Origin of the sequence: uncultured Brevundimonas sp. (assembly GCF_937863155.1) — a bacterium.
In the GTDB taxonomy this organism is placed as follows: Bacteria; Pseudomonadota; Alphaproteobacteria; order Caulobacterales; family Caulobacteraceae; genus Brevundimonas.
Map to the genome: position 1 here is coordinate 25,083 of NZ_CALMFB010000064.1, position 11,867 is coordinate 36,949.

12 protein-coding genes are annotated in these 11,867 nt (G+C 67.5%); 11 read left to right on the forward strand and 1 reads right to left on the reverse strand.

What is annotated here, in order from left to right:
- The first annotated feature begins 177 nt into the window (after nt 1–177).
- The 9 genes from rho to Q0581_RS10460 all read left to right on the forward strand — a co-directional run bounded on the left by rho (nt 178) and on the right by Q0581_RS10460 (nt 9,508).
- Complete coding sequence (gene rho / locus Q0581_RS10420; protein ID WP_298700019.1) at nt 178–1,590, forward strand: transcription termination factor Rho; 1,413 nt, start codon at nt 178–180, stop codon at nt 1,588–1,590.
- 90 nt (nt 1,591–1,680) lie between these two features.
- Entirely contained in the window at nt 1,681–1,920 is a 240-nt protein-coding gene (locus Q0581_RS10425; RefSeq protein ID WP_292263971.1) for a DUF6489 family protein, read from the forward strand.
- Between the two features lie 34 nt (nt 1,921–1,954).
- Nucleotides 1,955–3,262, forward strand: coding sequence for a tRNA uridine-5-carboxymethylaminomethyl(34) synthesis GTPase MnmE (gene mnmE, locus Q0581_RS10430; protein WP_298700021.1), 1,308 nt, complete (start codon nt 1,955–1,957; stop codon nt 3,260–3,262).
- Between the two features lie 61 nt (nt 3,263–3,323).
- A complete protein-coding gene (mnmG, locus tag Q0581_RS10435; RefSeq protein ID WP_298700034.1) occupies nt 3,324–5,180 on the forward strand; it encodes a tRNA uridine-5-carboxymethylaminomethyl(34) synthesis enzyme MnmG in 1,857 nt (618 codons plus the stop codon).
- On the forward strand, nt 5,180–5,812 hold the full coding sequence (gene rsmG, locus Q0581_RS10440; protein ID WP_298700023.1) for a 16S rRNA (guanine(527)-N(7))-methyltransferase RsmG: 633 nt from the start codon (nt 5,180–5,182) through the stop codon (nt 5,810–5,812). Before mnmG ends, rsmG begins: the two co-directional genes overlap by 1 nt.
- A gap of 10 nt (nt 5,813–5,822) precedes the next feature.
- The gene (locus Q0581_RS10445; protein ID WP_298700036.1) at nt 5,823–6,608 is read left to right on the forward strand and encodes a ParA family protein; all 786 of its coding nucleotides are present in this window, start codon (nt 5,823–5,825) and stop codon (nt 6,606–6,608) included.
- Nucleotides 6,609–6,627: 19 nt separating this feature from the next.
- Nucleotides 6,628–7,500, forward strand: a complete 873-nt coding sequence (locus Q0581_RS10450) for a ParB/RepB/Spo0J family partition protein (protein ID WP_298700038.1) — start codon at nt 6,628–6,630, stop codon at nt 7,498–7,500.
- A 94-nt stretch (nt 7,501–7,594) separates the two neighbouring features.
- Nucleotides 7,595–8,824, forward strand: a complete 1,230-nt coding sequence (locus Q0581_RS10455; RefSeq protein ID WP_298700024.1) for an argininosuccinate synthase — start codon at nt 7,595–7,597, stop codon at nt 8,822–8,824.
- Between the two features lie 144 nt (nt 8,825–8,968).
- Nucleotides 8,969–9,508, forward strand: coding sequence for a hypothetical protein (locus Q0581_RS10460; protein WP_298700026.1), 540 nt, complete (start codon nt 8,969–8,971; stop codon nt 9,506–9,508).
- A gap of 61 nt (nt 9,509–9,569) precedes the next feature.
- Here Q0581_RS10460 and Q0581_RS10465 read toward each other — a convergent pair whose 3' ends face one another.
- Nucleotides 9,570–10,310 carry a DUF6065 family protein gene (locus tag Q0581_RS10465; protein WP_298700028.1) on the reverse strand — a complete coding sequence of 247 codons (741 nt, stop codon included), beginning with the start codon at nt 10,308–10,310 and terminating at the stop codon, nt 9,570–9,572.
- A gap of 87 nt (nt 10,311–10,397) precedes the next feature.
- On the opposite strand from Q0581_RS10465, the gene Q0581_RS10470 reads away from it, so the two are divergent.
- Entirely contained in the window at nt 10,398–10,916 is a 519-nt protein-coding gene (locus Q0581_RS10470; protein WP_298700029.1) for a prolyl-tRNA synthetase associated domain-containing protein, read from the forward strand.
- Between the two features lie 67 nt (nt 10,917–10,983).
- Nucleotides 10,984–11,867 (forward strand): thioredoxin (gene trxA, locus Q0581_RS10475; RefSeq protein WP_298700030.1); only part of this gene is annotated, 884 nt, incomplete at its 3' end.

Consider the following 11,867-nt stretch of genomic DNA (forward strand, 5'->3'; position numbering starts at 1 on the left):
CGAACCGGTCCTGGCGTTCCGCCGGACGGTCCCCCTCTCTCAGCGATGCCGCTTCCCTTCTCTCGAAGCCGAGGCGGAGACCATCGCCCTTCCTGCCGGCCGCAAGGCCATGAATCGCCAGCCGTCTCGACCTCGCTTGGTGCGAGCGTTCGGGCGTGCGCCTGAATGAAGACATCCATGACCGACGTCCGCGACACCGACCCGACCGCCCCGGAAACGGAGACCCTGGAAGCCGAGACTTTCGACGCCGACACCACGGCCGCCGACCAGATCGTCATCGATCAGGAAGCCGACGAGGACGACGACGGCGAACCCATCGTTCCCAACGGCCGCATCACCCTGGCCGAACTTAACGAGAAATCGCCGGCCGACCTGGTCGCCTTCGCCGAGGGTCTGGAGGTCGAGAACGCCTCGAACCTGCGCAAACAGGATCTGCTGTTCGCGATCCTCAAGGCCCTGGCCGAGGAAGAGGTCGAGATCATCGCCGACGGGGTGCTGGAGATCCTGCCCGACGGCTTCGGTTTCCTGCGCAGCCCGGACGCCAATTATCTTCCGGGGCCGGACGATATCTATGTGTCGCCGTCGCAGATCCGCCGCTTCGGCCTGCGCTCGGGCGACACGGTGCACGGCGCCGTGCGGGCTCCGCGCGAGGGCGAGCGCTATTTCGCCCTGCTGAAGGTCGACACGATCAATCTGGAAGACCCCGAGGCGGTCAAGACCAAGGTTCTGTTCGACAACCTGACCCCGCTCTATCCCGAAGAGCGGATCCATATGGAGATCCAGGACCCGACCCTGAAGGACCGGTCCGGCCGGGTGATCGACATCGTCGCCCCCCTGGGCAAGGGCCAGCGCTGCCTGATCGTGGCCCCGCCGCGCGTCGGCAAGACGGTCATGCTGCAGAACATCGCCAAGTCGATCGAGGCCAACCACCCCGAAGTCTTCCTGATCGTCCTGCTGATCGACGAACGCCCCGAAGAAGTCACCGACATGCAGCGCACGGTGAAGGGCGAGGTCGTGGCCTCAACCTTCGATGAACCGGCGTCGCGCCACGTCGCTGTGGCCGAGATGGTGATCGAAAAGGCCAAGCGCCTGGTCGAGCACAAGAAGGATGTGGTCATCCTGCTGGACTCCATCACCCGCCTGGGCCGCGCCTATAACGCCACCGTGCCGTCGTCGGGCAAGGTGCTGACCGGCGGCGTCGACGCCAACGCCCTGCAGCGGCCCAAGCGCTTCTTCGGCGCCGCGCGCAATGTGGAACAGGGCGGCAGCCTGACCATCATCGCCACGGCCCTGATCGACACCGGCAGCCGCATGGACGAGGTGATCTTCGAAGAGTTCAAGGGCACCGGCAACAGCGAGATCGTGCTGGACCGCAAGGTGGCCGACAAGCGCATCTTCCCGGCCATCGATGTGCTGAAGTCCGGCACCCGCAAGGAAGATCTGATTACGCCCAAGGATCAGCTGACCAAGACCTATGTCCTGCGCCGCATCCTGAACCCCATGGGTCCGCAGGACGCGATCGAATTCCTGCTCGACAAGCTGCGTCAGACCAAGAACAACGCCGACTTCTTCCAGAGCATGAATACATAATTTTGGCCCTAACGCTCGGCTCGCGGAGCCTCGCTGCTTGAGGGCCCCCCTGTTTCACGTGAAACAGGGCGAAGACAGAGGAGCCGTCCTATGAAGGTCAACGTGGAAGTCGACTGCACCCCGGCAGAGGCGCGGGCCTTTCTGGGCCTGCCGGATGTGGCGCCGCTGAACGAGGCCATGGTGGCCGAGATGCAGAAGCGGATGCAGGCCAATGTCGCCGCCATGCAGCCCGAAGAGCTGATGAAGACCTGGACCAGCTTCGGCCTTCAGGCCCAGGACCAGTTCCGCCGTCTGATGGAATCGGCCGTCACCGGCGTCGGCAAGCCGTAGTGACCGCGCTCCTCCCTGTTGTGCGAGGATTGCCATGACCGACACCATCTTCGCCCTGGCCACGCCGCCGGGCCGGGGGGCGATCGCCGTCATCCGCATATCGGGGCCGGATACGGAAAGAACGCTGGAGGCGCTCGGGGTCGCTCGCCTGAAGCCGCGCCTGGCCATGCTGCGCGACCTTGCGCATGGCGGCGATTACATCGACCAGGGGCTGGTGCTGTGGTTTCCTGCCCCGGCCTCCTACACCGGCGAGGACTGCGCCGAGCTGCAACTGCATGGCGGCCGGGCGGTGGTCGAGGCGGCGTCGCGCGCTCTCCTGGCCCTGGGGCTTCGACCGGCCGATCCGGGCGAGTTCACCCAGCGCGCGTTCCAGAACGGCCGGATGGACCTGGCCCAGGCCGAGGCGGTGGCCGATCTGATCGACGCCGAAACGCAAGGACAGGCGCGCCAGGCCCTGGGCCAGCTAGGCGGCGCCCTGTCGCATGTCTATGCCGGGTTCCGCGCCGATCTGCTCCGCGCCCTGGCCCTGGTCGAGGCCGAGATCGATTTTCCCGATGAAGAGACGCCCGACAATCTGGCGCGGTCGGCCGGGCCGATCCTGGATGGCCTGATCGCGCGGCTGGAGGCAGCCCTGGCCGATGCGCGGCGAGGCGAGCGGGTGCGAGACGGCTATCGCATCGTCCTGATCGGCGAGACCAACGCTGGCAAGTCGTCGCTGTTCAACGCCCTGGTGGCGCGCGAGGCGGCCATCGTCACCCCCATCGCCGGGACAACCCGCGATGTTCTGGACGCCGAACTGGTCATCGGGGGCTATGCGGTGACCCTGTCGGACACGGCTGGCCTGCGCGACAGTAACGATCCGGTCGAGGCCGAGGGGGTGCGTCGCGCGCGGGCGCGGGCTGAGGCTGCCGATCTGCGGCTGTGGGTGCGGGCGCCGGGCGATGCGCCGGGCGTGGCCGCCGACTATGCGCAGGCCGATGATCTGGTAGTCCTGACCAAGGCCGATCTGGGCGAGGCGCCCCAGGTCGCGGGACATGAGACGCTGAGCCTCAGCACCTCGACGGGGCAGGGGCTGGATCGCCTGCATGACTGGATCGCCGCGCGCTTGGCCCGAGACCTGTCCGGCGCCGACTTCCCGGCCGTGACCCAGGAACGGCACCGGCGTCGGCTGCAGGAGGCGCTGACGGCCCTGAGTGCCGCGGGCGCTCTGCTGGACCGGGCGCCCGAAATGGCGGGCGACGATCTGCGCCGGGCCAATGACGCCCTGGCGCGGGTAACGGGCGAGATCGGCGTCGAGGAGATCCTGGGCGAGGTCTTCGCCAGCTTCTGCATCGGCAAGTGATGTTTCACGTGAAACAGCGGCTCAGGTGGCGTTTCGGGCCCATTTCGCCTATGTGCGCGCCATGAGTTCCTTCGACGTCATCGTCATCGGCGGCGGGCATGCCGGTTGTGAGGCCGCGGCGGCCTCCGCGCGTCTGGGCGCCCGGACGGCGCTGCTGACCCAGAAGCTGTCGACAATCGGCGAAATGAGCTGCAACCCCGCCATCGGCGGCCTGGGCAAGGGCCATCTGGTGCGCGAGATCGACGCCCTGGACGGCGTCATGGGGCGTCTGGCCGACCGGGCGGGCATCCAGTTCCGCCTGCTGAACCGGTCCAAGGGCGCCGCCGTGCGCGGTCCACGCAGCCAGATCGACCGCAAACTTTATCGCCAGGCCATGCAGGCCGAGATGGCGGTCACGCCCAATCTGACCCTGGTCGAGGGCATGGCCGAGGGTCTGATCCGCGATGGCGGCCGCGTGGCCGGGGTCGAACTGGCCGACGGTCGGCGGCTGACGGCCGCGTCGGTGGTGCTGACCACCGGCACCTTCCTGAACGGCGTCATTCATCGTGGCGACGAGCGCCGGGCGGCGGGACGGGAGGGGGACGCCCCCTCCACCGGCCTGGCGGCGGACCTGTATGGAACCGGCCTGATGATGGGCCGGCTGAAGACCGGGACACCGGCGCGGCTGGACGGGCGCACCATCGCCTGGGACCGGCTGGAGATGCAGGCGGCGGACGATCAGCCTGTGCCCTTCAGCTTCCTGACCGACCGGATCACGGTTCCCCAGATCGCCTGCGGCGTCACCCACACGACCGAGGACACCCACCGCATCATCGCCGAGCGTCTGGGCGAAAGCGCCGTCTATGGCGGCAAGCTGTCGGGGCGGGGGCCGCGATACTGCCCGTCGATCGAGGACAAGGTGGTCCGTTTCGCCGACAAGACCAGCCACCAGATCTTCCTGGAGCCGGAGGGGCTGGATGATCCCACCGTCTATCCGAACGGCATTTCGACGTCGGTCGGAGAGGCGACGCAGAGGGAATTTCTGCGCACCATTCCGGGCCTGGAGAGCGTCGAGGTGTTCCGCTTCGGCTACGCCATCGAATACGACTATGTGGACCCGCGCGAGCTGACGTCGGGGCTGGAGGTCAAGCGCCTGCCCGGCCTGTGGCTGGCGGGCCAGATCAATGGCACCACGGGCTATGAAGAGGCGGCGGCTCAAGGTTTGATCGCGGGGGCAAACGCCGCGCGGGCGGCCGGCGGCGGCGATCCGCTGATCCTGGGCCGGGACCAGGCCTATATCGGGGTGATGATCGATGACCTGGTCACACGTGGCGTGACCGAGCCCTACCGCATGTTCACCAGCCGGGCAGAGTACCGGCTGACGCTGCGTGCCGACAATGCGGACCAGAGGCTGACCCCCCTGGGCGTCCATGCGGGTCTGGTCGGGGCCGAGCGGCGCGACGCTTACCAGGCGAAGGCCGACGCACTGGCAGCCGCGGGCGCCGTGGTTCGCGAGACCCGTTTCACGCCGCGCGAAGCGCAGGCCCTGGGCATCGCCGTCAACAATGACGGCCAGCGCCGCTCGATCCGCGACCTGTTGGCCTATCCCGGCGTGGATCTGTCGGTGTTCGAGGCGGACCAGCCGGTCATCGCGACCTGGAGCGCGGCCGTGCGCGAACAGGTCGAGATCGAGGCGGGATATGCCGGATACCTGGACCGCCAGGCGGCCGACATCGCCGCCCTGTCGCGCGAAGAGGATCTGATCCTGCCCGCCGACATCGACTATGGCGCCATCGCCGGCCTGTCGCATGAACTGCGCGAGAAGCTGGTGATGATCCGGCCGCGCACCCTGGGCCAGGCCAACCGCATTGAAGGGATGACGCCGGGCGCCCTGACGGCCCTGATGGGCCATGTGAAACGCGGGCGCGTCGCGGCCTGATGACCGAAGCCGCCCTTCTGGATGCGGCGGGCTTCCAGGCCCGCACCGGGGTTTCCGACGCCGTCATGGCCGATCTGGAGACCTTTCGCCAAAGGCTGGAGACGGCCAACGCCCATATGAATCTGGTCGGCCCGGCCAGCCTGCCCGACTATTGGAACCGGCATGTTCTGGACAGCGCCCAGCTGCTGGATCATGCGCCGGACGCCCTGACCTGGGCTGATCTGGGGGCGGGGGCCGGGTTTCCCGGCGTGGTTCTGGCCATACTGTTGAAGGGGCGGCCGGACGCCCATGTCTGGCTGATCGATAGCCTGAATAAGCGGTGCAAATTCCTTCAGGCGGTGGTCGACGAGCTGGCCTTGCCCGCCACGGTGATCTGGGGGCGGGCCGAGGAACAGCGGGTGACGGTGGACATCGTCACCGCCCGCGCGGTGGCGGCGATGGAGACCCTGCTGGGTTATGCACAGCCGTGCTTCGATCGTGGTGCACAAGGCCTGTTCCTGAAGGGAGAGAAGGCCGAGGCGGAGTTGACCCAGGCGTGGAAATCCTGGCGTTTCGAGGCGGAAGTTCTGCCGTCCGTCAGCGACGCGCGGGGCCGTATCGTCAGCATCGGGAATCTGAAACGTGTCCGCTGAATCCAAACCGATGCGGGTGTTGGCCGTGTCGAACCAGAAGGGCGGCGTGGGCAAGACGACCACGGCCATCAATCTGGGCACCGCCCTGGCCGCCATCGGTGAACGGGTGTTGATCGTCGACATGGACCCCCAGGGCAATGCCTCCACGGGCTTGGGTGTTCCACGTGAAACACGCCGGGTGACCATCTATGATGTGGTGGTGGACGGCCGCTCCATCGCCGATGCGGCGGTCGAAACGGCCGTACCGGGTCTGTCCATTGTGCCGGCCGACGCCGACATGTCCGGCGTCGAGATCGAGCTGAGCCAGGCGGACCGGCGTTCGTACCGCCTGCGCGACGCCCTGGCGGCGACGGGCGCCGGTCAGACCGGGTATGACTATGTGCTGATCGACTGTCCGCCGTCGCTGAACCTGCTGACGCTGAACGCCATGGCGGCGGCCGATGCGGTGCTGGTGCCGCTGCAATGCGAGTTCTTCGCCCTGGAGGGCCTCAGCCAGCTGATGCGGACCATCGACATGGTGCGCCAGAGCCTGAACCCCGCGCTGGAGATCCAGGGGCTGGTCCTGACCATGTACGACCGGCGCAACGCCCTGTCGGGCCAGGTCGCCAACGATGTGCGCAGCCATTTCGGCGACAAGGTCTATGACGCCGTGATCCCGCGCAATGTTCGGGTGTCCGAGGCGCCGTCGTTCGGCAAGCCGGCCCTGATCTATGATCTGAAATGCGCGGGCAGCCAGGCCTATCTGCGGCTGGCGCGCGAAGTGGTGGCGCGCGAACGGCTGCGCCGCGCCGCCTGAATGAAACGGAATCATGCAAGTGTCTGAACGTCAAAGAGGTCTGGGGCGCGGTCTGTCGGCCCTGCTGGGCGAGCCGGTGGCGGCCGAGGGTGGGGCAGTGGCCCCGGCGGGCGTGCAGACGGTTCCGATCGAGAGCCTGAAACCCAACCCCGACCAGCCGCGCAAGGTTTTCGCCCGCGAGGAGCTGGAGGAGCTGACCGCCTCGATCCGCGACAAGGGGGTGCTGCAGCCCATCCTGGTCCGGCCCCAGCCGGGCGAGGACGGCGTCTGGCAGATCATCGCCGGCGAACGCCGCTGGCGGGCCGCCCAAGGCGCGCGTCTGACCAGCGTACCGATCGTGGTGCGCGAGATGGACGACCGCGAGGTTCTGGAGGTCGCCATCATCGAGAATGTCCAGCGCGCCGACCTGAATCCGGTCGAGGAGGCCCAGGCCTATGGCCTGCTGATGGAACGGTTCGGCCGCACCCAGGACGCCCTGGCCGGGGTGGTGGGCAAGAGCCGCAGTCACGTGGCCAACACCCTGCGCCTGTTGCAATTGCCGGACGATGTGCTGGAGCATGTGTCGCAGGGCCGGCTGTCGGCCGGTCACGCCCGCGCCCTGATCACGGCGCGCGATCCGTCCGCTCTGGCCGAGGCGGTGCTGAAGGACGGGCTGAATGTGCGCCAGGCCGAGGCCCTGGCCCGGCGGTCGGCCGAAGGTCCGAAAACCGCCAAGACCACGGCGGTCCGGCCCGAAGGCGACGCCGACATCGCGGCCCTGGAGCAGGATCTGTCCGACGCCCTGGGCCTGCGGGTCGCCCTGACCGACCGGGGCGGCAAGGGCGAACTGAACATCGTCTATTCCAGTCTGGAACAGCTGGACGACCTGTGCCGCCGGCTGATGCGGGGCTGATGCGGCTTTCGCCCCATTCTGGCCCTTGCATATGGGGGCGTGTGGCCCTTTAAGCGCGCGAACCGCCTCCCCGCGTTGGTCCAAGGATACCGCCGTGTCGAAAGCCGCCCCGAAGAAAGTCGTCCTCGCCTATTCCGGCGGTCTGGACACCTCGATCATCCTGAAATGGCTCCAGACCGAATACGGCGCCGAGGTCATCACCTTCACCGCCGACCTGGGCCAGGGCGAGGAGTTGGCCCCGGCCAAGGAGAAGGCGCTGAAGCTGGGCATCAAGCCCGAGAACATCTTCATCGACGACCTGCGCGAGGAATTCGTGCGGGACTATGTCTTCCCCATGTTCCGCGCCAATGCGGTCTATGAGGGCCAGTATCTGCTGGGCACCTCGATCGCCCGGCCGCTGATCGCCAAGCGCCAGATCGAGATCGCCCGCCAGATGGGCGCCGACGCCGTCTGTCACGGCGCGACCGGCAAGGGCAACGACCAGGTGCGGTTCGAGCTGGGCTATTACGCCCTGGAGCCGGACATCCGTGTCATCGCGCCCTGGCGGGAATGGGAGTTCCGCAGCCGCGAGGCCCTGCTGGACTTCGCCGAGAAACACCAGATCCCCATCTCCAAGGACAAGCGCGGCGAGGCGCCGTTCAGCGTCGACGCCAATCTTCTGCACTCGTCGTCGGAAGGAAAGGTGTTGGAGGATCCGGCGGTCGAGGCGCCCGAGTTCGTGCACCAGCGGACCATCAGCCCCGAAGACGCCCCCGACAAGGCCACGGTCATCGAGATCGGCTTTGAAAAGGGCGACCCGGTCTCCATCGACGGCAAACGCCTGTCGCCGGCCGCCCTGCTGACCGAGTTGAACCGCCTGGGCCACGACAATGGCGTCGGCCGCCTGGACCTGGTGGAGAACCGCTTCGTCGGCATGAAGTCGCGCGGGGTCTATGAGACGCCGGGCGGGACCATTCTGCTGGCCGCGCACCGGGGCATGGAGTCCATCACCCTGGACGGCGGGGCCATGCATCTGAAGGACGAGCTGGCGGTCAAATACGCCCACCTGATCTACAACGGCTTCTGGTTCGCCCCCGAGCGCGAGATGCTGCAGGCGGCCATCGACCACAGCCAGCAGCGCGTCAACGGCGTGGTGCGGGTCAAGCTGTACAAGGGCAACGCGACGGTGATCGGCCGCGAAAGCCCCGACAGCCTGTACGATCAGGATCTGGTGACCTTCGAAGAAGGCGTCCAGGCCTATGACCACCGCGACGCGGAAGGCTTCATCAAGCTGAACGCCCTGCGTCTGCGGGTTCTGGCGCGGCGCGACGGCCGCCGGGCGTGATGCGACGCCGCGACGGCTTGATCCTGGCGCGGGCGACATTAGGTTGAAGAGACAGAGGGTTGCTGGGCGCCGGAACCGCGGCGTTCAGCTACCGTTCACCTGAGAAGATCGATCTTCGTCGTTTCTCCAACAGGAGACTGCCCCATGCCTCGTCTTGTTCGCCCCGCCCTGATCCTGGTCGCGGCCGGCGCGCTGCTGGCCGCCTGCGCCACCGCGACGCCCTACGGCCCGGCGGGCCAGGGTTCGCGTTACGGCTATTCCGAACAGCAGGTCGAACGCGACCGCTATCGCGTCACCTTTTCGGGCAATTCGGTCACCTCGCGCGAGCAGGTGGAGATGGGCCTGCTGCTGCGGGCGGCCGAGCTGACGGTCCAGAGCGGCGGGGACTGGTTCACCACCGTCAACCGCGCCACCGACGTCGACAGCCGCTATACCGCCATGTCCAATCCGATGTCGGCCCGTTACCGCTACTGGAGCCCCTACTGGCGCTATTACCGGGGTGGGGTGTGGAGCTCGGCCAATCCCTTCTGGGACCGCGACGTCGACATCCACCGCATCGACCGCTTCGAGGCCTCGACCGAGATCGTGGTGGGCCGCGGCGCCAAGCCGGCCAGCGACCCGAACGCCTTCGACGCGCGCGATGTGGTTCAGAACCTGAGCGGCCGGGTGCCGCGCGGCCAGTAGGCGCGATTTAAGCCCTGTTCGAGGCTCCGCTGGATGCAGGTTCAGCGGAGCCTCTTTCATTCTAGCCCACGCGCGGCGACTTCAGGCGACGCTTGTTGACGTGGGTCTCGGGCGCATTGCCCATGTCTTCCGGCAGCTCGCCCTTGAAATAGAAACGTTGCCACGCTTCCTTGGCCGCGTCCGGGTCGCCGCCCGCCAGGCGTTTGTTGAAATCCGTCCGCTGGCGGTTCCAGGCCTCGAACTGTCCGTGCATGACGGGGTTGGATTCCAGCGACCGGATCACCGGCTGGAAGCCCTCGACCTTGCGGTGTTCCAGCGGGGTTATGAAACAGAAGGGTTCGCCCTTGTCGAAACGAATTCGTCCCGGCCGGGTGAAGATCCAGTTCATGGTGAAGGGAAACGGCAGCCAGTCGGTCTCGATCAGGCCGACCAGGGGCTGGATGCCGTCCTTGACGTGATTGGGCGAGCCGGAAGCCATCAGGCCCCAACCCGGCGGCGTGCGGAACAGATACTGCGGATGCATGGTCAGCACCCCGCGCGAAAAGTGCGACACCACAAAGGTCTTCAGGTCCGGCACCGGCCGGTCGGGCGTGATGGTGATGTCCTCCTGTCGGGGGCCGCCGGTCCATTCGGCGGTGAAGCCATAGGGGCACAGGATCTCCCACCCGGTCGTATTGGCCATGTTCAGCGGCAGGCAGCGATAGGGGTGCCGGCTGGCGAAGGCGTCCATCCAGTCGCGCGACTGCCGGCCGGGCACCAGGTCCGGCGGCTGGGGGATCATCGGATAGCATTCCAGTTCCAAGGCGGCGCTCCGAAAGGTATCGACAGGGACTGATCCTCCCTATCCCCGCGCCCGCATCCCCGTCAAAGCCCGCCCGTCAAAGCCCCCATGATCGAACCCACGCCCGCCTATGATCCCGACGCCCTGCTGGCCTGGCTGGAGGCGAAAGGGATCGACCATGTCACCCATCGTCATCCCGCCGTCTTCCGGGTGGAGGAGGGGCTGGAGCTGAAGGCCGCCATGCCCGGCGCCCACACCAAGAACCTGTTCCTGAAGGACAAGAAGGGCCGCCTGTGGTTGATCTCGGCGCGGCAGGACACTCTGGTGGACCTGAAACGGGCGCCCAGGGTGATCGGTTCGGACCGGCTGTCGTTCGGCAATGAGGCCCTGATGTGGGAGACGCTGGGCGTGCGCCCCGGCTCGGTCACCGCTCTGGGCCTGATCAACGACGCAGACCGGCGCGTCACCTTCGTGCTGGACCGCCGCCTGTGGGAGGCGGATATCGTCAACTTCCATCCCCTGATCAACACCGCCACCACGGCCCTGGACCAGGCGGCGTTCCGACAGGTGCTGTCGGCCCTGGGGCGCGACCCTATGGTCATCGACTTCGACACGCTTCAGGCTTGAGAAGCGGCGCGGACGGGACCATCTGTCGCCTGCCGCGTTGAGAGCCTTATCCCCCGCAGGAGCCTTCATGACCTTCGCCGACCCGACCCGCCTGCCCGACGACCTGATCAAGGATGGCTCGGACGCCGGTTTCATGGCCGATGTGATCGAGGCGTCCAAGACCCAGCCGGTCATCGTCGACTTCTGGGCCACCTGGTGCGGACCGTGCCGCCAGCTGACGCCCATGCTGGAAAAGGCCGTGCGCGCGGCGCAGGGGGCGGTGAAGCTGGTCAAGATCGATGTCGACGCCAACCCGGCCTATGCGGGCCAGCTGCGGGTCCAGTCGATCCCCACCGTCTACGCCTTCGTCAACGGCCAGCCGGTCGACGGCTTTCAGGGCGCGGTGCCGGAAAGCCAGATCAAGGCCTTCATCGACAAGCTGACCGGCGGAACCAGCGCCAGCTCCGACATCGAACAACTGTTGAGCCTGGGCGAGGAATCGCTGGGTCTGGCCGATTACGGCGGAGCGGCCCAGGCCTTCGCCCACGTCCTGTCGATCGAGCCTGAGAATGAAAAGGCCATCGCCGGACTGGCGCGGGTCTATCTGGCCGGCGGCGACGCGGACCAGGCGCGCCAGACCCTGGCCATGGCCCCGGCGGAATCCAAGGAGCCGGCGGTGGTCAGCCTGCGCGCCCAGCTGGCCCTGGCGTCCTCGGCCCCGGCGGGCGAGGCGGCGGCGCTGGAATCGTGGCTGGCGGCCGATCCGAACGACCATCAGGCGCGCTTCGACCTGGCCCAGGCCCAGGCAGCGGCCGGCGATTTCAAGGGCGCGGCCGACAGCCTGCTGGCCATCGTCGCGGCCGACCGTGACTGGAACGACCAGGCCGCGCGCAAACAGCTTCTGACGGTGTTCGAGGCGGCGGGCGCCGCCAGCGACGTGGCCCGCGACGGGCGACGCCGTCTGTCGTCCAT